21 protein-coding genes are annotated in these 21,010 nt (G+C 68.0%); 11 read left to right on the top strand and 10 right to left on the bottom strand.

Going from position 1 to position 21,010, the window contains the following annotated elements:
• Positions 1-51 precede the first annotated feature (51 nt).
• Both ACFU4Z_RS11260 and ACFU4Z_RS11255 read right to left on the bottom strand, forming a co-directional pair.
• A complete protein-coding gene (locus ACFU4Z_RS11260; RefSeq protein ID WP_379061551.1) occupies positions 52-738 on the bottom strand; it encodes a response regulator in 687 nt (228 codons plus the stop codon).
• Positions 735-2,063 carry a sensor histidine kinase gene (locus ACFU4Z_RS11255; RefSeq protein WP_379061548.1) on the bottom strand — a complete coding sequence of 443 codons (1,329 nt, stop codon included), beginning with the start codon at positions 2,061-2,063 and terminating at the stop codon, positions 735-737. Before ACFU4Z_RS11255 ends, ACFU4Z_RS11260 begins: the two co-directional genes overlap by 4 nt.
• 189 nt (positions 2,064-2,252) lie before the next feature.
• On the opposite strand from ACFU4Z_RS11255, the gene ACFU4Z_RS11250 reads away from it, so the two are divergent.
• The 3 genes from ACFU4Z_RS11250 to ACFU4Z_RS11240 are packed head-to-tail and all read left to right on the top strand — an operon-like array spanning position 2,253 to position 5,805.
• A complete protein-coding gene (locus ACFU4Z_RS11250) occupies positions 2,253-2,573 on the top strand; it encodes a hypothetical protein (RefSeq protein ID WP_379061546.1) in 321 nt (106 codons plus the stop codon).
• 41 nt (positions 2,574-2,614) lie between these two features.
• Positions 2,615-3,316 (top strand): ABC transporter ATP-binding protein, encoded by a 702-nt coding sequence (locus ACFU4Z_RS11245; protein ID WP_379061544.1) that lies wholly within the window; start codon positions 2,615-2,617, stop codon positions 3,314-3,316.
• Entirely contained in the window at positions 3,313-5,805 is a 2,493-nt protein-coding gene (locus ACFU4Z_RS11240; protein ID WP_379061542.1) for an FtsX-like permease family protein, read from the top strand. Before ACFU4Z_RS11245 ends, ACFU4Z_RS11240 begins: the two co-directional genes overlap by 4 nt.
• A 63-nt stretch (positions 5,806-5,868) precedes the next feature.
• Here ACFU4Z_RS11240 and ACFU4Z_RS11235 read toward each other — a convergent pair whose 3' ends face one another.
• Positions 5,869-7,794, bottom strand: a complete 1,926-nt coding sequence (locus tag ACFU4Z_RS11235) for a serine/threonine-protein kinase (protein WP_379061540.1) — start codon at positions 7,792-7,794, stop codon at positions 5,869-5,871.
• Between the two features lie 327 nt (positions 7,795-8,121).
• Here ACFU4Z_RS11235 and ACFU4Z_RS11230 point away from each other — a divergent pair, with 327 nt between their 5' ends.
• Positions 8,122-9,009, top strand: a complete 888-nt coding sequence (locus tag ACFU4Z_RS11230) for a hypothetical protein (protein ID WP_379061537.1) — start codon at positions 8,122-8,124, stop codon at positions 9,007-9,009.
• 22 nt (positions 9,010-9,031) lie between these two features.
• On the opposite strand, the gene ACFU4Z_RS11225 is transcribed toward ACFU4Z_RS11230, so the two are convergent.
• Together ACFU4Z_RS11225 and ACFU4Z_RS11220 are read right to left on the bottom strand one after the other, a co-directional pair.
• Positions 9,032-9,697 carry a response regulator gene (locus ACFU4Z_RS11225; RefSeq protein WP_379061535.1) on the bottom strand — a complete coding sequence of 222 codons (666 nt, stop codon included), beginning with the start codon at positions 9,695-9,697 and terminating at the stop codon, positions 9,032-9,034.
• Between the two features lie 47 nt (positions 9,698-9,744).
• Positions 9,745-10,974 (bottom strand): sensor histidine kinase, encoded by a 1,230-nt coding sequence (locus tag ACFU4Z_RS11220; protein ID WP_379061531.1) that lies wholly within the window; start codon positions 10,972-10,974, stop codon positions 9,745-9,747.
• Between the two features lie 169 nt (positions 10,975-11,143).
• Here ACFU4Z_RS11220 and ACFU4Z_RS11215 point away from each other — a divergent pair, with 169 nt between their 5' ends.
• From ACFU4Z_RS11215 to ACFU4Z_RS11200, 4 genes are all read left to right on the top strand, one after another.
• Positions 11,144-11,971 carry a hypothetical protein gene (locus ACFU4Z_RS11215; protein WP_379061529.1) on the top strand — a complete coding sequence of 276 codons (828 nt, stop codon included), beginning with the start codon at positions 11,144-11,146 and terminating at the stop codon, positions 11,969-11,971.
• Positions 11,968-13,500, top strand: a complete 1,533-nt coding sequence (locus tag ACFU4Z_RS11210; protein ID WP_379061527.1) for an alpha/beta-hydrolase family protein — start codon at positions 11,968-11,970, stop codon at positions 13,498-13,500. Before ACFU4Z_RS11215 ends, ACFU4Z_RS11210 begins: the two co-directional genes overlap by 4 nt.
• 47 nt (positions 13,501-13,547) lie before the next feature.
• Positions 13,548-13,994: an SRPBCC family protein gene (locus ACFU4Z_RS11205; protein ID WP_379061525.1), complete on the top strand. Its 447-nt coding sequence runs from the start codon at positions 13,548-13,550 to the stop codon at positions 13,992-13,994.
• Between the two features lie 147 nt (positions 13,995-14,141).
• Positions 14,142-14,336: a hypothetical protein gene (locus tag ACFU4Z_RS11200; protein WP_379061523.1), complete on the top strand. Its 195-nt coding sequence runs from the start codon at positions 14,142-14,144 to the stop codon at positions 14,334-14,336.
• Between the two features lie 139 nt (positions 14,337-14,475).
• Here ACFU4Z_RS11200 and ACFU4Z_RS11195 read toward each other — a convergent pair whose 3' ends face one another.
• Positions 14,476-15,063 carry a TetR/AcrR family transcriptional regulator gene (locus ACFU4Z_RS11195; protein ID WP_379061521.1) on the bottom strand — a complete coding sequence of 196 codons (588 nt, stop codon included), beginning with the start codon at positions 15,061-15,063 and terminating at the stop codon, positions 14,476-14,478.
• A gap of 109 nt (positions 15,064-15,172) precedes the next feature.
• On the opposite strand from ACFU4Z_RS11195, the gene ACFU4Z_RS11190 reads away from it, so the two are divergent.
• Entirely contained in the window at positions 15,173-16,018 is an 846-nt protein-coding gene (locus tag ACFU4Z_RS11190) for an SDR family NAD(P)-dependent oxidoreductase (RefSeq protein ID WP_379061519.1), read from the top strand.
• A gap of 460 nt (positions 16,019-16,478) precedes the next feature.
• A complete protein-coding gene (locus tag ACFU4Z_RS11185; RefSeq protein ID WP_379061517.1) occupies positions 16,479-17,078 on the top strand; it encodes a hypothetical protein in 600 nt (199 codons plus the stop codon).
• On the opposite strand, the gene ACFU4Z_RS11180 is transcribed toward ACFU4Z_RS11185, so the two are convergent.
• The 3 genes from ACFU4Z_RS11180 to gatC form a co-directional block, all read right to left on the bottom strand.
• Complete coding sequence (locus tag ACFU4Z_RS11180; RefSeq protein WP_379061515.1) at positions 17,059-17,598, bottom strand: NUDIX hydrolase; 540 nt, start codon at positions 17,596-17,598, stop codon at positions 17,059-17,061. The genes ACFU4Z_RS11185 and ACFU4Z_RS11180 overlap by 20 nt on opposite strands.
• 103 nt (positions 17,599-17,701) lie before the next feature.
• Positions 17,702-19,228: an Asp-tRNA(Asn)/Glu-tRNA(Gln) amidotransferase subunit GatA gene (gene gatA / locus ACFU4Z_RS11175; protein WP_379061513.1), complete on the bottom strand. Its 1,527-nt coding sequence runs from the start codon at positions 19,226-19,228 to the stop codon at positions 17,702-17,704.
• Positions 19,225-19,524, bottom strand: coding sequence for an Asp-tRNA(Asn)/Glu-tRNA(Gln) amidotransferase subunit GatC (gatC, locus tag ACFU4Z_RS11170; protein ID WP_379061511.1), 300 nt, complete (start codon positions 19,522-19,524; stop codon positions 19,225-19,227). Before gatC ends, gatA begins: the two co-directional genes overlap by 4 nt.
• 262 nt (positions 19,525-19,786) lie before the next feature.
• Here gatC and ACFU4Z_RS11165 point away from each other — a divergent pair, with 262 nt between their 5' ends.
• Positions 19,787-20,437, top strand: coding sequence for an amino acid-binding protein (locus ACFU4Z_RS11165; RefSeq protein WP_379061509.1), 651 nt, complete (start codon positions 19,787-19,789; stop codon positions 20,435-20,437).
• Here the strand turns inward: ACFU4Z_RS11165 and ACFU4Z_RS11160 are convergent.
• Complete coding sequence (locus ACFU4Z_RS11160; protein ID WP_379061507.1) at positions 20,434-20,952, bottom strand: GNAT family N-acetyltransferase; 519 nt, start codon at positions 20,950-20,952, stop codon at positions 20,434-20,436. The two genes, ACFU4Z_RS11165 and ACFU4Z_RS11160, sit on opposite strands and share 4 nt — an antisense overlap.
• Positions 20,953-21,010 lie beyond the last annotated feature (58 nt).

Genomic DNA, 21,010 nt, shown 5'->3' with positions numbered 1-21,010 from the left:
GCCGAGATCACGCACCGCCAATCACGTCGGTTCGCGACCGGGTTCTGCCCGTCAAACAGAGGATTCTCCTGGTGATACCACCCCGTGGTCAAACGCAAACACGATTGCGGCGGCTCGATCGCGCAGCTCGAGCTTGCCGAATATGTGTCCGACATGGCTTTTCACGGTGACTTCCGAGATGCCGAGTTCACGAGCGATTTCGGTGTTGACGCGGCCGCGGCCGATCAGTTCGAGCACTTCGTACTCGCGTGCGGTCAGCTCGGCGAGCCGGGAGTCACGGGTGCGCACGGGTCGCACGGTGCGGTAGGCGGTGAGCACCCGGCCGGTGACCGCGGGGTCGAGCCAGGCTCCGCCCGCGGCTACCGTCCGCACCGCGCGGATCAGATCCTCGGCGGGCGAATCCTTGAGGATGAATCCGGCTGCCCCGGCGCGCAGCGCACCCGACAGCAATTGGTCATCGTCGAAGGTGGTGAGCACGAGAACTGGCGGGGCGTCGTCTTTGGTGCGCAGCATCCGCGTGGCATCTATGCCGCCGACGCGTTTCATGCGCAGGTCCATGAGAACGACGTCGGGGCGTCCGTTCACGAGGGCGGCAGGCACCTCGTCCCCGTCCGAGCATTCCGTGACGACGAAGCCGTCCCGCCTGCGCAGGATGCGCCGCAGTCCACCGCGAACGAGTTCCTGATCATCGACGACCAGAACGGCGACCTCGTCATGGGCCGGTCCCAGTGCGCTCACGCGCCCTCCCGCGCGGAGGTCTGGCCGAGTAGCGAACACCACGGCCCGGATCGGCCTGCCAGCGGAAACTGCGCGCGCACCGACCAGCCGTCGTCGAAAGGACCGGCGGTGATTCGGCCGCCGAGCAATTCGGCCCGCTGTGCCATGCCGGACAGCCCCATCCCGTGTCCTCGATTCGGCGGCACGCCTCCAGGCAACGTGTTGTTGACGACCAAGGTCACCGCGGCGGCGTCCACCGCGAGCTCGACCGTCGTGGACGCGCCCGGCGCGTGTTTGACGACATTGGCCAGCGACTCCTGCCCGATCCGGTACAGCGCGAGCCCGACCGCTGCCGACACCGGGCCCAGGTCGGCGGCGCCGGTGTAGCGGACATCCAGTCCCGCGCGCACGAAATCACCGACCAGATCCTCGATGTCCTCGACACCGGGTTCCGGAGCCTGCTTCGAGGGCGCTACGTCGAGCAGGCCGATGGTGCGCCGGATGTCGGCCATGGCCTGCCTACCGAGCCGCTCCGCATCGACGAGTGCCTCGACCGCGTCATCGACATCGCGATCGGTCTGCAACGCGTGCCGCGCCGCGGTCAGATGCAGCAGCGTGATGCTCAGCGAGTGCGCGATCACGTCGTGCACCTCGCGAGCGATCCTTCGACGCTCCTCGTCGGCGGCCCGAGCCGCCCGAATGTCCTGGAACTCACGTTCCTGGTAGAGGAACCGGCGCTGGTGCTGCATCATCACGCCGACCAGCCAGCCCAGCGCGATCCCGAGTATGTACATCGGCAGGCCTTCGAGCCGCTCACCCGTCGCGGTCCACTGCAGGTTTCCCGCCATGTCGAAGGCGAGCAGTTCCGCTATCGCGACAGCGCCGAAGAGCACGCTGGCGCGTTTGGGTGCGATGGCGGCTACCTCGCCGACGCAGACGATGAGAACGAACGGGGCGAAGTCCCCCGACACCGGCTGGATCAGGAACAACGCCGTCGCCGCCATCCCCGAGCACGCGACGATCCACGGCCACGGACGCACGCCGAATATGCAGAACAACGGTGAGGCGATGAACATCAGCAGCATGGCCAGCACCGGCACTGCCGTCGGGAAGTAGCTGTGCCGCTGCGCCGTCGCCGCGACACCGACCAGGAACAGCGCGACATCGGCGCTGACGATCAAAGAGGGCGGGTAGTCGAACGGGAGTTCTTCGATGTTCTGCCTGGCCACCGCGATCGGGTGGCGCGCGAATGCGACGGTGCGTGACCAGACGGTCCCGGTCTCCCGGAACGGAATCGCCGGTCCGCCGCCCGCAGGCGAGATCATGGCGCGGGTCACATCCATCATCCAAGGCTAACCGTCCGATCGGCCCTGGTCATCGTCCCTGGAGCGGTCCGACGCTCCTACCACGGTCGGAGACCGATTCGGGTCCCTGGCACGAAGACAGCGCTTTTCGGCGTCCGTAGCGTGAGCAGCATCCGCTCCGCGTCGCGTCATCCGCGGCCGGAGGCGAACACATCACGGAAGGCGAATGCCATGTCTTGGGAAGATCAGCACGCCCGAACCGACATTGTGCACACCGTGCTCACCCGCGCGGCCGTCGATCCGGACAGTCCGGACCTGTTCTCGGAAATCCCGGGGCTGGAACGGCTCTTCGGCGGCCCGGACGGCGTATTGCTCGCACTGCGGTATCGGTGGAATCTACATCTCGACGCGAAAATGGAGCAGGCTCTGCTGGAGGGGAAATCTGCCGTCGAGGTCTACCTCGAGCTCACCTCGGAACAACCAGCGCTGCGGGCGGTGCTCGACGCGCACCATCATCGCCGCAACCTGACGTCGCGGGCCATGGCGCGATAAGCAAACGAAAGAAAGCGGGGGAAGCCATGTCGGATCACGCGATGTTGGAACTGTCGGGCATTACCAAGCACTACCGGGTGGGTGAGCAGACCGTGCGCGCGCTCGACGGCATCAGCCTGCGCATCGACCCGGGCGAATTCACCTCGATCATCGGACCTTCCGGCTCGGGCAAGAGCACACTGCTGCATTTGCTCGGCGCGCTGGACAGCCCGGATTCGGGGTCGATTCGCTTCCAGGGTGCGGAGATCGGCTCGCTGGACGAAGAACGACAGTCCGAGTTCCGGCGCCATCGTGTCGGTTTCATCTTCCAGTTCTTCAACCTGCTTCCGACGCTGACCGCATGGGAGAACGTCGCGATTCCGAAGCTGCTGGACGGCACCGGATTACGCAGAGCCAAACCGCGCGCGCTGGAGCTGCTCGACCTGGTCGGGCTGAGCGACCGCGCCGCGCACCGGCCCACCGAACTGTCCGGCGGTCAGATGCAGCGGGTCGCGGTGGCGCGGGCGTTGATCATGGACCCGCCGCTGATCCTGGCCGACGAACCCACCGGCAATCTCGACTCGAAGACCGGTGCATCGATCCTGAAACTGCTCGGCGATATCGCGGCCAACGGCAACTCGGTGGTGATGGTGACCCACGATATGGGGGCAATCGAGTACTGCGATCGGGTCATCACGTTGCGCGACGGTCAGATCGGCTCCAACGACAAGGTCGATCGCACACAGCGCACGGTGCGGGCATGATCAGGGCCGCGTGGGATCGGCTGCGGCTGTTCAATATCGGCGAACTGCTCGCGCATCGCGGCCGGACCCTCATGTCGCTGACGGTCATGGGCGTTTCGGCAGGCCTGCTCGTCGCGGTGTTCAGCATCTCCGGCTCGGTCACCGGTTCGGTGGATCGGCTCACCCGCAGCCTGGGCGGCAAGGCTGCGCTGGAGATCACCGGCGTCACCGACGCGGGCTTCGATCAGCAACTGCAACAACGGATCGCCACGACGCCCGGCGTCGAGAAGGCGGTACCGATGTTGCGCGCCCAGATCGGCAGCGGCGCCGACCGTGCCCTGCTGATCGGCGCCGACGCGAGCATCGCCGCGCTCGGCAGCGAGCTGGCGGGCCCCATGGGCGGGCAGGCGGGCAAGCTGCTGGGCGTGCCCAACGGCGTGCTCGTCGGTACGGCGATGGGCCGCGCTGAGGGTGAGAGATTCGCACTCGGGTCCGGAACCGTTACCGTCGCAGGCGTTCTCGACGACAAAACTTCCGAGCAGCTCAACGGCGGCCACATCGTCGCCGCCTCACTGGGTGTGGCGCAGCAGGTGACGGGACGGATCGGGCGACTCGACTCCATTCAGATCGTTCCCGCGCCCGGCGCCGACCTCGCTACACTGCGCGCCGCGCTGACCGAGGTGGTCGACGGCCGCGCCGTTGTCGCCGAACCGAGTCTGCGCACGGCCCAGGCGGGCGGTGCGATCCAGCTGGTCCGGTATTCGACGCTGATGTCCTCGGCCGCCGCGCTGATCGTCTCGGCGTTCCTCATCTACAACGCGATGAGTATGGCCGTCGCACAACGCAGGCCGGTGTTGTCGCTGCTGCGCGCCATCGGCGGCAAACGCGCGCCCATGGTGCGCGATCTGCTCGCCGAGGCGGCGCTGCTCGGTGCGCTCGGCGGGGCGGTCGGGGCGGTGCTCGGTGTCGTCATGGGCCGCAGCGCAATCGACCGGCTGCCCGCCGCGATCGTGCAGTCGGTGGAGGCGCGCACCGAATACCTGGTGCCGTGGTACGCGATTCCCGTCGCGATCGCCGCCTGTGTACTCGCCAGCGTCGCGGCCGCGGCCATCGCGGCACGTCAGGTGTACAGGGTCGAACCGATCGAAGCCTTGGTCCCGGTCGGGGTGGCACGGACCGACACGGTGAATCCGGTGCTGTGGTGGGCGCACATCGTGGTCGGGCTCGGAGTGACCGCCGCGGCGATCAGCGTCGCCGAGGCCGACCTCGGCCGCTTCTCGCTCGCCGCCATCTCCCTGTCGTTCGCCGCGGCCGTTGCGCTCTGCTTCGCCGCGACCGGGCCGATCGTGCGGGCAACCGCCGCGGTGGCCCGCCTGTTCGGCGCTCCCGGCGCGCTGGGCGCGACCACGCTGGAACGCGCACCGCGACGCGTGTGGGCGACGTCCATGACGGTGATGATCGGGGTGGCCGCCACTGTCGCTATGGGCGGTGCGTCGCGCAATATGGTCGATTCGGCCACTGCCACTTTCGACGACCTCGGCAGCACCGACCTCTATGTGAGTCCGACCGCCATGGAGCAATTCCCCACCGGGCCGCTGCTGCCGAGCGACCTGCGGGACAAGATCGCGGCGGTCCCCGGCGTCTCCGCGGTGCACCCTGCGCAGATGGCGTTCGCCACCCTCGGCAGCGGTCGCGTGATGTTGCAGGGCTATCCCGCCGAGGTCGACGGTTCGGTGACCAGTGCGGTGGATCGCGAGGTGGTGGCGCGGATGGCCGCGGGCGAGGGCGTGGTGATCTCGCGCGATGTCGCCAGATCGCTCGGGGTGGACGCGGGCGCCGACGTCACGCTGCCGACGCCGACGGGGGACCACACCACCACAGTGCTGCAGGTGATTCCGTACTTCTCCGCCATCGCGGGCGTGGTCGTGATGGATCTCGGGCAGATGCGCCAGTGGTACGAGCGACCGGGCGAGACGATCCTCGAGGTCACCCTGCAACCGGGCGTGGACCACAGCGCGGTGGCGGCAGCGATCCGGCAAGTGGCCCCGGCAGGCATGCACGTCGACACCGGCCAGGCCACCGTGACCGCTATCTCGTCGAGCGTGCGGCAGGGTGCGGCGATGAGCGCGGCCATCCTCTGGATCGTGGTGCTGGTGGCGACGGTCGCGCTGCTGAACACACTGATGCTCTCGGTGCTCGAACGACGCCGCGAACTCGGCGTGCTGCGCGCCATGGGCACCAGTCGCAAGTTCCTGCTGCGTTCGGTACTCGCCGAGGCCGCGGGCATCGGATTGATCGGCGCCGCACTAGGTCTCGCGGTCGGCGCGGCGGTGCAGTTCCTGGCCACCGTGGCGATGGGGCATGCCATGACCATCGATATCCGCTACGCGCCGAGCCCGATCCTGCTCGTCTACGGAACCGCCGCACTGGTGCTCGCCCTGCTCGGCTCCATCCCGCCGGCGTTGCGCGCTGCCCGGATGCCGATCGTGGAGGCGCTGGCCGTCGACTGACTCCGATCGCGGGTGGCAGCGGCCCGTCGTTGCGGCCGGCGCGGGGACGACGGGCCGCTGCCGCTATAGCGGCGCGGCGGCCCACCAGGTCAGCACGCCGTCCTGGGCCGAAGGCGGCGCGGTCTGCGGGTCACCCGAGGTGCCGTGATAGCTCACGTACAGCAGGTAATTCGAGCGAGCGGGATCGGATTCGAAGCTGACGACCAGTTTTGCCGTGTGATAGAACGGCGCGAGCGGGCCGGGCGGATCCGGAACGATCCATAGATGCGCTGTCTGTCCCGCGCCGTTCTTGCGCGACGGCGTCGCGGTATTCGGCGGCAGCGCGGTCACGACTGCCTGCGCGGCAGCAGCGGACTCGTAGCCGAGGATCGTGTAGTTCATATGGTTGCTGTCGGCGATGTCACGGCTGCACTCCCACGCCACCACCCAGCGACTGGTTTGCAGCAGTTCATCTTTGAGCCGCACGCCGTCCGCGGGCTTGCGCGCCATGCACTCCGCATCCTGGAATTCCGCGTCACCGAACGCGCCCGTGCCCTGCGGCAAGAGATTCGGAAACGCGCGGCGACTCGGCGCCAGCGGATCCGTGGGCAGGGCGGCCGGGGTCGACACCGTCGTCGACGGCGCGGGCGAGGCCGCGGAATCCTCGCCCGGCTCCGAGTCGAAGGCCATGACCCCGAGGAACGCGACGACGGCGACAACCGCGACCACCACACCGAGGACAAGCAAGCCGATGGCGCCGCCGGAACGGTGCGGCGGCATCGGCTGTCGGCCACCATAATTCGGCCCGCTCGGCGGCGGATACCCGGGGGGCGCCGCACCGGGATGTGGGCTCCCAGGGTGCTGCGACGCGGCCTGCATCGGCTGGGCGACACCGGGATTGACGGGAGGCTGCGCCGGGTAGGGCGAATGCTGCTGGGGCGCACCCTCATATCCTGGTGATGCCGTCGGCGCGGCCTGCGCGGGCGCCTGCTGCGCGAATGCGGCCTGTTCGGCGGCGGCAAGCGGTGCGGAAGGCAGGTGCGGCGGCGGCGCTCCGGGCGGCATCACCGCGACCGGATTCGCGGGCGGCACAGCGAGTGCGGGCCCCGGCCCGGGATAACCGGCAGGCGGGTAGGCCGGGTTGACCTGAACCGTTGCCGCCTGCACCGCCGACGCGGGCGCGCTGAGCGCGCGGCGCGCGGCCGCGGCGAACTCGGTGCAGGTGGCGAAGCGATGCTCGGGACGCTTGGCCATGGCCATGGCGAGCACCCCGTCGAGAGCCGGGTTGAGGCCATGCCGTTTGGTGGCCAGTGGCGGCGCGGCGTATTGCAGATGGCCGCGAATGATGTCGTTCGGGTCGGGCGAATCGAACGGGGCCATTCCGGTGAACAGCCAGTACAGCGCGCAGGCCAGCGAGTACTGGTCGGAGCGATGGTCGAGGTGCGCGCCGGTCATCTGTTCGGGCGAGGCATAGGCCAGGGTCGCGGTGAACATGCCGGCCTGGGTCAGGTGGGTGGAATCCTCACGCAGCCGCGCGATACCGAAATCGGTCAGGAACACCCGCTCGCCCTGCCCGCCGACCGAACGCGCCAACATGATGTTCGCCGGCTTCACGTCGCGGTGCAGCACGCCCATGCCGTGCGCGTAATCCAGTGCGTCCGCGACTCCCTCGATGATCTGCACCGCGCGCTCGGGCGGCAGCGTCTGCGGATTCACCGTCGCCGCGTCGATGCCATCGATGTACTGCATGGAGATCCACAGCTGATCGTCCTCGGAGCCGCGGTCGTAGACGGCGACGATGTTCGGGTGGTCCAAGTGCGCGGCCAGATCGGCTTCGCGTTCGAACCGCGCCCGCAATTGGGCGTCGGTGAACAGCTCGCGATTGAGCAGTTTCAACGCCGTCTGCCGAGACAGCCGAGGATGGCGCGCCAGGTACACCGACCCCATGCCGCCCTGCCCGAGCAGACGCTCGATGGTGAACCCGGCAAACACCACACCGCTGTTCAGCAACGCGACCCCCTTCGAGGTGATAACAGCACCGTCAGCCTAATAGTCCCAGCCGGACTTCGGTCCGTCCGCAGCCCGCACCGGGACACGCCCGGCCTAGGCGGCCGTCCGGCGGGTAGCCCCCTGGCCACGGCGTTTCGAATTCTCCGCGAAAATCAGCAAAACTATCCATGAGGCATCATCATCGCTTCACCGTCCAACGGCGGGGTGATGATCTTCGCTGTTCGGTCACCGACCGAACGGGTATTCGGGTAGCAGAGGTAAGTTGTTGCACCGCCGATGGACAACGGTCACGTGTTGTGGTGGTGGGGAAGACGCGGTGGTGAGGTCTTGAGAACAGTTCCTGCGTGGCGGGCGGTATTGCATTGTGCCGCCCTCGTCACGCTGCTCGCGCTGACCTCCTGTGTCCTGTTGCCGGGCAAGCACGAGCCCGCGGCCGCGCCGACGATCACCGTCGACACCGCGGGATCGTGGCATCCAGATTTGTCGGTCACGCTGCCCGACTCACTCGCCGCGGATTTCACCCACCTGCAGCCCCATCTGCCCGGCCAGGTCGGGATGGCGATCATGCCGGTCGGTGGCGGCCGGATGACCATCTTCGGCGACTGGACCAGCGGCATCGCGTGGTCGACCATCAAGGTTCCGCTGGCGATAGCCGCGCTGCGTCGCGACCCCGAAGGCGCGGCGGAGAACGCCGAGGCCGCGATCACTGTTTCGGATAACGGTGCGGCGGAGGCACTGTGGGAGTCGCTCGGCGATGGCCTCGAGGCGGCCCAAGCCGTCCAGGACATTCTCGACGAGGCGGGCGATGCCGTGACCGGTGTGCCCGGACCCCGAACCCGGCTGGACTTCAACTCGTTCGGGGCGACCGAGTGGACACTGGCCAATCAGGCCAGGTTCGCCTCGCGACTGCCGTGTCTCGCGCAGTCAGCCACCGTGACCGAGCTGATGGAACAGATCGCGCCAGACCAGCGCTGGGGCCTCGGCTCGATCGCGGGCGCCGAATTCAAAGGCGGCTGGGGTCCGGACGACGACACCGGCGCCTATCTGGTTCGCCAGTTCGGCGTGCTGCCGAGCAAGTCCGGCAGCGTAGCCATCGCTCTTGCCGCACAAGCCGATTCGGGCCTGTTCGAGGACGCCACCGGCCTGCTCGATCGGATGGCCCAGCTGATCGAACGCCACCTCGACGAGTTGCGCGGCGGCAAGTGCCCGCTCTGACCGGCGCCGAGCACCGTGCCGGTCAGCCCGGTGTGACAAGTCCTGATTCGTAGGCCAGTACGACCGCCTGCGCGCGGTCGCGCAGGTCGAGTTTCGAGAAGACCTTGGAGACATGGGTCTTCACGGTCTGCTCCGCGACGAACAGGGATTCCGCGATTTCGGTGTTGGACATGCCTTTTGCGATGAGTTCGAGCACCTCGCGCTCGCGTGGCGTGAGGGAACCCAGCGCCGGAGTGGGTTTGGCGCGGGTCGCGGTGCGGCGTCGGGTGACATCCGCGATGAGCCGCCTTGTCACGGTGGGCGCCAAAAGCGCTTGGCCGTCGGCGACGACACGGACCGCACGCACCAATTCCTCGGCGGGCGCATCCTTGAGCAAGAACCCGCTCGCGCCGAGACTGAGCGCCTCGTAGACGTAGTCGTCGATGTCGAAGGTGGTGAGCATCAGCACCCGCACCGGCGGATCGAATCCGGCCGCGAGGATGGCGCGCGCGGCATCCAAGCCGTTCATCTCGGGCATCCGCACATCCATCAGCACCACATCCGGCCGCAGCCTTTTGGCCTCGGCGACCGCGACTTTCCCGTCCGGCGCGTCACCGACCACGCTGATGTCGGGTTGCGCGGCGAGCAGCGCACCGAAGCCCTGGCGCACCATCGCCTGATCGTCGGCGATCAAAACCGTTATTGCCACCCACACACCCTAATCGGCAACCGCCTCGACCCCGCCCTCGGCGATCGTCAGCGGTCGGCGATCATCGAACCGAGCGCGATAGCCGGATCCGGCGACAGGTCGGCGGCGGGACCGAGCGGCAGCCGGGCCCGCACCTCGAAGCCTCCGTCGGAGCGCGCGCCCGCGGTCACCTCGCCACCAACGGCGAGCGCACGAGCGCGCATCCCCGCGATACCGTGGCCGCCGTTGTCGCCCTGCTTGGCGGGCACCGCACCGGGTGCGTTGACGACACTCGAGTGCACATCGACGCCACAGCTGATCACCACCTGGACCGGGGCGCCGGGGGCGTGCCGCGACGCGTTCGACAGCGACTCCTGCACAATGCGGTACAGCGCGAGCCCGGTGGTCTCCGATACCGCATCCAGCGGCCCATCGATCGTCCAGTCGATGTGCACGCCCGCTCGGCGCGCTCCCTCGAACAGACCGAGCACGTCCGTGGCCTTCGGCTGCGGCGCATGCTCAGGCAGCTGACCATCGCTGCGCAGCACACCGAGCATGCCGCGAATCTCGTTCAATGCCTCCCGCGCGGTGGCGCCGATGGATTCGAATTCCGCGCGGGCGGCCGGCGTCACGCCCTCCACCCGGTACGGCGCCGTCTGCGCCTGCACCACCACAAGCGACATGTGGTGAGCCACCACATCGTGCAGGTCACGGGCGATGCGGGCCTTCTCCTCCAGGATGGTGCGCCTGGCCCGCTCCAGCTCGTTCTCCTCCTCCTTGCGCAACAACTGCTCACGCGACTGCACCAGCCAGCGCATCATCAACGCGAGCAGCACGACCGCAGCCAAGGCGATCGGCCAGCCCCAGGCCGAGCCGGCGAGGTCACCGCCGCCATCGGCCATGGTGGTGGCGAGCAGCAGGGAGGTCGCCGCCCATGCGACGGCCATAACCGGGACCGCCGCCCGCAATGCCACCCCGAACAGCAACGCGAACAGGCACAGGATGTGCACCACTTGGATCGGGATCTCATTGTTGGGCTGATGCGGGATCGCCAGCGCGATGACCAGCGCGGACCCCGCCGAAATCGCCCAGCCCAGCGCCGGATTGATGCGGATGAGCAGGATCGGGAACGCGGCGAGTGCGGCGATGAACGGCTGCACCGGCACCGGCACCGCGTGCGTGAGATGCAGAGTCGGCCACGCCACCGAGTAGAAGACGATCGCGACCAGCACGGTGAACGCGTCGAACCACATCCTGGCGTTCATCGACCTGGTCCAGGCACCGCGTTTCTGCTTCATGCCTACGACAGTAGAAACCCGACGGCGTCGCGGTCCTCATACCCACGGGTGAATTCGCCACCGGTACCCGAGGGGGAGGCGACAGTCCCGCTCCCCCGGCGGCATGGGCCGAGGAACCGCACCTCGGCGTGAGGTGCGCGGGCGCGTCCGATTCCTAGCGTCTTGGATCATGAGCACACCGACCACCGCACGGCAGGCCGGCACCGAGTCAGCGGTCACCGACGCACGCCCCCGTTCCGCTCGTTACCGAAGGGGCGCGGCGCTGACGGCCGCGGCGCTGACCACCATGGCGGCCACCGTTGTCCTTGCGCCGGCAACCCATGCCGCGGTGATTCGGCCTTCGGTGGAGAACGTCGCGGTGGGTGCCGCGGTGTCCATCCTGACCGCGGGCGGCCCCGAAGCCGTCACCACCATTCCGGATGATTTCGCCGCACGCTTCGGTTACCGGCCCAGCCTCGTCGACGGTCTGCTCGCGAACCCGGGCGGCGAATGCTCGTCGCCGGTCACCCTGCCCGCCGAGTTCGACACCGCATGCAAAGCTCATGATCTCGGCTACGACCTGCTGCGCTACGCCGATCAGAGCGATGAACCGCTCGGCCCGTGGGCCAGGCAGGCCCTCGACAGCACCCTCGGCCTGCACATGCACGAGGCCTGCGATACCCGCACCGACCCCTTTTCCCGCGCCCGCTGCAATGCCATGGCCACGATCGCGTCGACGTTCGTCGACATCAACTCCCGCCGCCAAGGCTACGGCGCGCCGGTCGCCGAATCACTGTGGAGCACAACGGATTCCCAGACCAACCGCGATTTCAGCGGCTGGCTGGCCGTGTTCATCGGCGGTGGCGTGCTCGGCCTGGCCGCCGCGGGAGCCGCTCTCGCCGGCGTCACGCCGTCGCTGCGACGACCGACCAGGGCCACCGGCGGCGACCGCAAGCCCGTTCTGCCGATTCGCACGGTATCGGTGAATCAGCTCGCAGCACTGGGCGTTCCGCGATGACGAACTCGACCATGACCCCGCCGCCCACCGCCACAGCAGTCGAAACTGCGCACAGCACCGCGACACCGGACATGCACAGCACCGCGACGCTGGTGAGCGAACCAACCCGAAAACGGGTGGACACCAACCGGTCCGGCACACCGATGCCGCACCCGCGGACCGGTCGCTGGAAGGCCATTGCCACCGGCATGGCGCAGCGCACGCTCCGGCCGCGGATCGGCACGACACTCGCCGTCGGAGCCGGTGTGCTCATGTCGCTGGCTCCGGGATTGCTGCCGCGCACGCCTGGCGCGCAGGCCGCGCTGACCGGGCTTTTCGTCGCCCTCACACTCGGCGTCGCTGGTCTGGTCCGATTCCTGTCGGCCCGCTGGAACGTCGACATCAATCGACCACTCGCGTGGCTTCGTCTCCCGCTGCTCGGACTGACGCTGGTCTCGATCGTCGGTGCCGCCGCGCACGCGGGCCACTGGCAGAACCGGCTGCGCGCGGTGATGGGAACAGTGCCGATCGGATCGGACTATTGGTTGCGCTGTGCGGTCGGGGCCGCACTGATGGTCGGAGTGTTCGCCGCAATCGCGCGGACCGCGGGGTGGGTCGTGGGCAAGCTGGGGTGGTCACGCAGTGTTGCGGTGACCGCGGTCGCCGCGTCCGTGCTGTACCTGGTCGGCGTTCCCGCCATGGCGGATTGGCGACGCGATGCCTATGCCACCGCCAATGCCAGGATCGATCCCACACTGGTGCAGCCGGTTTCGTTGCTGCGGTCCGGCAGCGCCGAATCGACGGTCAGCTGGCCGTCGCTGGGGGCCGAGGGGCGCAAGTTCGTCAGCGGGTCGCCCGCCGGTCCGGTCCGTGTCTATGTCGGCCTGGATTCCGCGCCGGACCGCGATTCCCGGGTGGCCCTTGCGATTCGGGAGTTGGAGCGCTCGGGCGGCTTCGAGCGGTCGAATATCGTCGTCGCGGTGCCGACCGGGTCGGGCTGGATCGACTCGAACGCGGTGTCCGGTTTCTATCAGCACTTCGGCGGCGATGTCGCGCTGGTCGGCGTGCAGTACTCCTACGCGCCGAGCTGGGTGAGCTTCCTGTTCGGTCGCGACGAAGCGGTGGCCTACGCGCGTGCGCTGTTCACCGCCGTTGAGAACCGTATCCGCACGATGGACCGCAAACCCCGGCTCTATATCTACGGCCAAAGCCTCGGCGCCCTCGGCGGCAGTTCGGTCTTCACCGACGACGCCGATCAGGACCGCAGGACCTGCGCGGCGCTCTGGGCGGGCCCGCCCGCGGGTCAGGTGCACCGTGCCGGCGCGACGGTGCTGGCCAACAGCTCGGACCCAGTGGTCCATTGGTCACCGTCGCTGCTGTGGCGCGCCCCCGACCTCACCGGGGTCCGGGTGGACGCCCCGGTCCCGCACTGGCTCCCGGTAGTCAGCTTCCTGCACACCAGCACCGATTTGCTCGCCGCACTGGACGCCCCGCCCGGCCACGGCCACCGCTACGGCACCGACCAGGGCACCGCGCTCGGCAGCTGCTGAAGGCGCCGATGCTTGCCCACAGCTGAAACATGTTCTAGTTTTCCCTCATGGCCTTTGTCATCGACGCCTCCGTCGACATCGACGCACCCGTCGACCTGGTGTGGGGGGTGATCACCGACCTCGCCCGCTACGGCGAGTGGAATCCCTTCGTCCCCGAATGCCGCAGCACCCTCGTTCCCGGCGAACCGATCGACATGCTCGTGCAGGTCTCCGGCGCGAAACCGAGGCGTCAGCGCGAATGGATTCGCTCACACACGCCCGGCCGCGAACTCAGCTACTCGATGAAGCCGGTGCCGCTGGGCACCCTGCACAGCCTGCGGTCCCACATCGTCACCGCGTTGGACGGCGATCGCACCCGCTACGAATCCCACTTCGAACTCGCGGGTTGGTTCCAGCCTGTGGTGAGCGCCGTCCTCGGCAAGAACCTCGAGCGTGGCTTCACCGGAATGACCGAAGGCATCCGCAAGCAGGCCGAATCACTGCGTACCCCCTGACCGGGCGCGGCATACGCCCCGCCGGAGCTCGCATTCGGTCGAACCACAGCGCGGCGGGCGGGCGGTCAGCGTCTCGGCGGCAGACCGGTTTCCTCGCCGCCCGCACGCGATAGACGCGACGACGACCAAAGATCGCCACCCCGGGTAATGCCCGCCCGGTTCACGAGGTTGTCCCGCACCTCCAGCGAGTACGACGCGGTGGTCGACTTCGATGCCGCACTCGCCGACCCGGCCGACCGCGAGCGTCTCATCCCGGAGTTCGACAGCGGGGATCATCTGCACCCCAGCGAAGCGGGCTACCGCGCCACGGCTGCGACCGTGAACCTCGCAGACATCCGCTGATCCGAACACCCTCGCAGCCCCGGCCGCGCAGCACAGGCCCGACCAGCGGACGGCGGTCGCGCACATTCGCCTCGTTACCCCGCCCACCGCAACTCGGTGTGCCCCCAGCCTGCCGAGTTTCCCTCTGCCGAACCGGGATTCAGGCGCTGAGATGCCCGAGAGCGGCCTCCAGCGTCGCGTCGGCGTATGCCTCGGTCAGTCCGGGAAGGCCGACCGACCAACGGCTTTGGATCGGACCCAGCAAAAGGTCGACGGCGAAGTCGAGGTCGACATCGGCGCGTAGCTGACCGGCTCGGACACCTGAGGCAAGCCGCTCGGCGATGGCGGCACGCTGAGGGAGCAGCAGCCGCTCCCGATAGGCCGCGCCGAGTTCCGGGTCATGCTGGATCTCGATATACATCGCGCGCAGGAACGCCTCGAAGCCGGGATCGGTGAGCTCGACGATCGCGCCGCGCACCAACTCGCGCAGATCGGCCCGAATATCACCGGTGTCGGGGAGGACGAGACCGTCCGGGCCGGTATAGAGCTCGAGCATGGCGTCGAAAACGACGGCGCCCTTCGAGGGCCACCAGCGGTAGATGGTCTGCTTGCCGACCCCGGCGCGGGCCGCGATCGCCTCGACCGTCAGCTTCCCATAGGGCAGCTCGCGGATGAGTTCAGTGGCGGCGGCGAGGATCGCGGCGCGGGCGCGTTCGCTGCGCCGGGCGGCGCTGGGGGTGTCGACCATGCCCGAACTGTAGCAAAATCGAGACGAACCGTCTCGTCTTGACAAGACCGAAGTCGCTTGGCATCGTCTTCAACGAGACGGATCGTCTCGCGAGGAAAGGATCGACACAGTGCCCAGAACTTGGTTCATCACCGGCGCCAACCGCGGACTCGGCCGGGCCTTCACCGTCGCCGCCCTCGGCCGCGGTGACCACGTCGTCGCGACCGCTCGCGACCCGAAGTCCATGGCCGGCCTCGCCGACGACCGATTGACCGTGCTGCCCCTGGATGTTCGCGACCGCGATCGGGTAATCGCCACTGTGAACGAGGCATTCGAGGTGAACGGCACCATCGACGTAATCGTGAACAACGCGGGCTACGGCCTCGTCGGCGCGATCGAAGAACTGACAGAGGCCGAGATCCGCGACCAGATGGACACCAATTTCTATGGCGCCCTCTGGGTTTCACAGGCCGCGGTGCCGCACCTGCGCGAGCGGAAGTCGGGGCACATCGTGCAGATCTCGACCGTCGGCGCGGTCGGCAGCCTGCCGCTGTTCGGGATGTACAACGCGAGCAAATGGGCACTGGAAGGATTCAGTGCCTCACTCGCGGACGAGCTACGGCCACTGGGGATTTCCGTCACCCTCGCGCAGATGGGCGGCTTCGATACCGACTGGGCGAAGTCGAGCATGAAGTTCGGCTCCGGACTACCCGCCTACGAAGCGCTCCGCACGGCCATCCTCGGCATGCCGGACTACCCGGACCCGAGCGCACCGCCGCCGCAGGCCGACGTCGAACCGGAGTGGGTCGAGGCGGCGCCCGAAGCGGCCGCGGCAGGTCTGCTCGAACTCGTGAACATGCCGAACCCGCCGGTGCGCAAGGTAATCGGACCTGGCGCCCACCAGATGGTGGCCATGGCACTGGACCAGCGCCGCCAGGACTACCTGACCGACCCCGAATTCACCTGGCCCGCATGAGAAATGTGGCGGTCACCCGGACCATCGAGGGTTCGGGCGACCGCCCCACTTTCGTTCGTCCTAGCTGATCGGTCCGCGAGCGGGACGCGGCCCCGGCTGTCTGTCAATCCCCGGGCAACCAGGGCTGCGTCTGTTCTCGGATGTCGGTCACGAATGCTCGCCGATCGACTGTCGGAACTCGTCCGAGTGTGGTCCGGACAGTTCGAACGTGACTGTGGCAGGTTCGGCAGGACCGTGAGTGCCGCGCACTGGTCCGGGGATGATGGACCGCGCCAGTTCCCGGAGTTCCCCGAGAGTCAGTGCACCGAGTTCGCGTTGCTCCCAGTGAACCTGCAACGGGGACATCGGGGCATCGAGCAGTGCGACGAGGAGATCTTCGAAGCCGACATAATTGTGTCCGTGCTCGGAGGCAATCGCTGCTGCACGGCGTAGGGCGACGATCACTCCCGGTGCCGCGCCGGTGACCGTGACTGTGGGCGGACGTGCCGTCGGTGTCGAACTCCGTTACGACCACACCGCAGTCGGCCGATGGGTGGCAGGCGAGCAACCGAACTCACCCGGCCCGGAATTGATTGCCGAGGTTCTGACGGAAGTTCTCGGCCGACGTGTGGTTCCGTCGGACTGCGGAATGTCCGGCGGGCAGAACCCGGCCGATCTCGGGCTGGAGTTCTCGTTGAGTCTCACAGAGGCGACAGCCGCTGCGACCGCGTTGTGGGGGAGTGATGTGGAGCGCAGACGGTTCCTGCTCGGAGCGTCGTATGCGGTAGCGGTCTATCCGGCCGCCTCGATGCGATGGGGGCAATCCCTGAACATGTCCGACGGCTACCTTCGCGGGCGCGCATTCAATCTGTGCTTGCTGGCTTCAGCACTCGCCCACGACGATCCTCATGAATCAGCGCGCGTCGGCACTGAGGCGCTCGACATCATCAGCAGGCTGGAGTCGCACCGAACCCACGCCTATCTCCGCGAGGTGCGCCACCGCCTTGCTGCGTACACCGCGCTGCCCGACATCGAACACTTCCGACGACAGGTACTCGCGATCACTGCGCGGACAGATTGAGCGCCCGGTATAGCGCGACAACTGTTGCAGCACCGACAATTTCGCCACGATCGATCATCGCGACCGCTTCCTCCAGGGGAATCCAACGTACGGATTCAGCTTCGTTGACGTCCGGCGGCGTATCGGTCAGATCCGCGCCCCGCGCAAGGTAGATCTCTTGTGGCTGATCCAGGGTTCCGATGGATGGCTGAAAGCTGACCAGGTGCTCCATGGCTTTCGGCCGCCAGCCGGTCTCTTCCTCGACCTCACGCGCCGCCGCGACGGCTACGTTCTCGGCGTGGTCGACGTAGCCGCCCGGCAGCTCCCAAACCCAACGATCGATGATGAATCTGTGCCGGTACATCAGCAAGGCTTCACGCTTGTCGTTGAGTACCAACGTCATAGCACAACGCGGCATCCGTGCGACGTACTGTGTGAACTTCACCCCGTCTGGTAGCTCGATGTCGACGGTAGAGAGCTTGATGTGTCGATTTTCGTCCACGACGTGCTCACCATGGATCGTCCACTGGGTGCGGCTCACAAGGTCGACGTTACCCAAAATAGAACCAGGCAGGCAGCGCGGGATCTGCGCGCCACCCACCTGGCACCGAACTGATACGGCCTGAATTCGCGACAGAGGCGGACTAGCTGATCGGTCCGCGAGCGGCCTCGTAGGCCGCACCGACGCGGTACAACCGGTCGTCGGCAAGCGCGGGGGCCATGATCTGGAAGCCGACCGGCATGCCGTCGTCCTTGCTCAGCCCGGACGGCACCGACATCGCCGGGTGTCCGGCCAGGTTGGTGGGCAGGGTGCACAGGTCCGACAGGTACATGGCCAGCGGATCGTCGACCTTCTCGCCCAGCTTCCACGGGGTGAACGGGCTGGTCGGCGAGACGAGCACGTCGACCTTCTCGTAGGCGTTGTCGAAGTCGCGCGCGATCAGGGTGCGGACCTTCAACGCCTGGCCGTAGTAGGCGTCGTAATACCCGGCCGACAGTGCGTAGGTGCCGATCATGATGCGGCGCTTGACTTCCGGACCGAATCCGGCGGCGCGTGTCGCGGCCATGACCTGCTCGGCGCTGTGCTGACCGTCGTCACCGACGCGCAGGCCGTATCGCATGGCATCGAATCGAGCCAGGTTCGAGGACACCTCGCTCGGCATCACCAGGTAGTACGCGGACAGCGCGTACTCGAAGTGCGGGCACGACACCTCGATCACTTCGGCGCCGAGCTCTTTGAGCACCGCGACCGCCGCGTCGAACGAGGCGAGCACACCCGGCTGGTAGCTGTCGGAGTGAAGTTCCTTGACCACGCCGACTTTCAGTCCACGCAGATCACCCTTCGCGCCCTCGCGCGCCGCGGCGACCACCGGCGGCACGGCGACCTTGCGTGAGGTGGAGTCGCGCGGGTCGTACCCGGCGATCACCTCGTGCAGCAGCGCGGTGTCGAGCACGGTGCGCCCGCACGGGCCGCCCTGGTCCAGCGACGAGGCGCACGCGACGAGGCCGTACCTGGACACCGTGCCGTAGGTCGGCTTGGTCCCGACGGTCGCTGTCACGGCGGCGGGCTGACGGATCGATCCGCCGGTGTCGGTGCCGATGGCCAGCGGCGCCTGATTCGAGGCGAGCGCGGCCGCCGAACCACCGCCGGAGCCGCCGGGAATCCGGCTGGTGTCCCACGGATTACGGGTCGGGCCGTACGCGGAGTTCTCGGTGGAGGAGCCCATCGCGAACTCGTCCATGTTGGTCTTGCCGAGAATCGGGATGCCCGCGTCGCGCAGCCGGGTGGTCAGCGTCGCGTCGTACGGCGAGACCCAGCCCTCGAGGATCTTCGATCCACAGGTGGTCGGCATGTCGGTGGTGGTGAACACGTCCTTGAGCGCCAACGGAACTCCGGCGAGCGGCGACGCGGGCGCGTTGCCCGCGGCCAGCGCGGAATCCACCGCGGCCGCGGCGCTGAGCGCCTGCTCCCCCGAGACGTGCAGGAACGCGTTGATCTCGCCGTCGGCCGCCGCGATCCGATCCAGGTGCGCCTGAGTGACCTCCACCGAGGACACCTCACGGCCGTGGATCTTGGCTGCCAGCTCGGCCGCGGACAGCGTCGTCAGCTCACGCCCACCCGTCTCCCGACCGCCGCCGCTCACCGAATCGCTACCCGATGCTGAACTCATTCGGCCTCTCCCAAAATCTGCGGCACCAGGAACCGCTGCTCTTCGACCGCGGGGGCGCCCGACAGCGCCTGCTCCGGAGTCAGGCACGGCACGACCGCATCGGGGCGGATCACGTTCGTCGCCGGGTTGGGCGAGGAGGTGGCGGGGACATCGGCGGCGGCGACCTCGGAGATGGTCCGCACGTGGCTCAGGATCGAATCCAACTGACCGGCGAACTGATCCAGTTCGGACTCGGACAGGGCGAGCCTGGACAGCCGGGCGAGGTGTGCGACCTCGTCGCGGGAGATGGCGGGCACCGCGGAACCCCTTTCGGCATTGTTGAGCGTGCTTAATAGGCCACGCACAGCCTAGCGACTCGTCGGCGGCCCGCTTCCACAGGAGCCGGACGCACGACGACACACCTCGCGTACTAGCGTGACACGCCGCATTCGCCGGAAATCGCCGAGTGGTATCGATCACCTGCCGGGCTTCGAGTCGATAACCGGCACTTCGGGGTGTAAGTATTGCGTGACCCGGGTATCCGTTCACCACGCTCGGCTGCCAAGGAAAGGAAAGCACGTGTCATACCTGCTCCGCGTGCAACTTCCAGATCGACCGGGAAGCCTCGGTGCGCTCGCGCTCGCACTGGGCTCCGTCGGAGCCGACATACAGTCGCTGGATGTCGTGGAGCGCGGGGCGGGCTTCGCGATCGACGACCTCGTCGTCGAGGTGCCGCAGGGCGCGTTGCCCGACACCTTGATCACCGCCGCCGAATCGATCCCCGATGTGCGCGTGGATTCCATTCGCCCGTACTCCGGCGTGCTCGACACTCATCGCGAACTCGAACTGATCGACCAGGTCGCCAGCGCCCGTGACGACCGGCTGCAGGTGCTCGTCGACGGCGTGCCCCGGGTGCTGCGGGTCGGCTGGAGCACCGTCATCGACATGGGTCCGCAGGGCGCTTACCGCGTTGTCGGCAGCCCGAGCGCCCCCGAGACCCAGGCCGGTTCGGCGCCGTGGATGCCGCTGGAGAAGCCCGCCGTCCTCGATCCGGAGGCCGAGTGGGTCCCGCAGATCTGGACCGACATGGACACCAAGCTGGCCGCCGCCCCGCTCGGCAACACCGGCAAGGTACTGCTGCTCGGGCGACCCGGCGGCCCCGACTTCCGCCCCTCCGAGGTCGCGCGGCTGGGATACCTGGCCGGCATCATCGCGACCGTATTGGGCTAGGACAGCCGCAGGCGCAGCACGGTTAGCTGCTCGCCCGCGGGCGTGCGCCAATCCCGTTCCGGCACAGGCACGAATCCGAAGCGGTCATAGATTCGGCGGGCATCGATCATGGCGGGCATCGTGGTGAGGACCACCGCGCCGAACGATTCCGCGGTCGCGATATCGATTACGGTGCGCACCAACGCCGTTCCCGCGCCGAGACCGCGCGCCGTCTTCGAGACCGCGAGCATGCGGAACTCGAGTTCCCCCGGCCGAGCGATCTCGGCATACGGTGTACCGGGCCGGGCCACGGTCAGCGACCCGACAACGCGGTCGCCGTGCGCGGCAACCAGCACCCGCGCCGACGCTGCCCGATGCGTGATGTCGGCAAGCTCCGCGGCGTAAGGGCTGCCGGGGACTACATACCCTTCGCCGACGTACACCTCGACGGTCAGCTCGCCGACGGCGTCGTACTCGTCCGGCCGGGCGGTCCGAACCACGACCTCGTCCTTCGGATCCCTACCGGCAGCATTCATACCGGCATCCTCGCATTCGCCGCCGTGCGCGCTGCGTCACAGCCGGGCAGCAGTGCCC

Source organism: Nocardia sp. NPDC057440, assembly GCF_042802915.1.
Classification (GTDB): Bacteria; Actinomycetota; Actinomycetes; order Mycobacteriales; family Mycobacteriaceae; genus Nocardia.
Note: the sequence above shows the minus strand (reverse complement) of the source record. Positions and strands in the feature narration are given on the sequence as shown.

Excerpts from the sequence above, each read along its gene's own strand:
- ACFU4Z_RS11210 (WP_379061527.1), top strand. The coding sequence starts at position 11,968 with ATGACGAACTCGACCATGACCCCGCCGCCCACCGCCACAGCAGTCGAA.
- ACFU4Z_RS11220 (WP_379061531.1), bottom strand. The coding sequence starts at position 10,974 with ATGAAGCAGAAACGCGGTGCCTGGACCAGGTCGATGAACGCCAGGATG.
- ACFU4Z_RS11205 (WP_379061525.1), top strand. The coding sequence starts at position 13,548 with ATGGCCTTTGTCATCGACGCCTCCGTCGACATCGACGCACCCGTCGAC.
- gatA (WP_379061513.1), bottom strand. The coding sequence starts at position 19,228 with ATGAGTTCAGCATCGGGTAGCGATTCGGTGAGCGGCGGCGGTCGGGAG.
- ACFU4Z_RS11255 (WP_379061548.1), bottom strand. The coding sequence starts at position 2,063 with ATGATGGATGTGACCCGCGCCATGATCTCGCCTGCGGGCGGCGGACCG.
- ACFU4Z_RS11240 (WP_379061542.1), top strand. The coding sequence starts at position 3,313 with ATGATCAGGGCCGCGTGGGATCGGCTGCGGCTGTTCAATATCGGCGAA.
- ACFU4Z_RS11160 (WP_379061507.1), bottom strand. The coding sequence starts at position 20,952 with ATGAATGCTGCCGGTAGGGATCCGAAGGACGAGGTCGTGGTTCGGACC.
- ACFU4Z_RS11200 (WP_379061523.1), top strand. The coding sequence starts at position 14,142 with ATGCCCGCCCGGTTCACGAGGTTGTCCCGCACCTCCAGCGAGTACGAC.
- ACFU4Z_RS11245 (WP_379061544.1), top strand. The coding sequence starts at position 2,615 with ATGTTGGAACTGTCGGGCATTACCAAGCACTACCGGGTGGGTGAGCAG.
- ACFU4Z_RS11195 (WP_379061521.1), bottom strand. The coding sequence starts at position 15,063 with ATGGTCGACACCCCCAGCGCCGCCCGGCGCAGCGAACGCGCCCGCGCC.
- ACFU4Z_RS11250 (WP_379061546.1), top strand. The coding sequence starts at position 2,253 with ATGTCTTGGGAAGATCAGCACGCCCGAACCGACATTGTGCACACCGTG.
- ACFU4Z_RS11215 (WP_379061529.1), top strand. The coding sequence starts at position 11,144 with ATGAGCACACCGACCACCGCACGGCAGGCCGGCACCGAGTCAGCGGTC.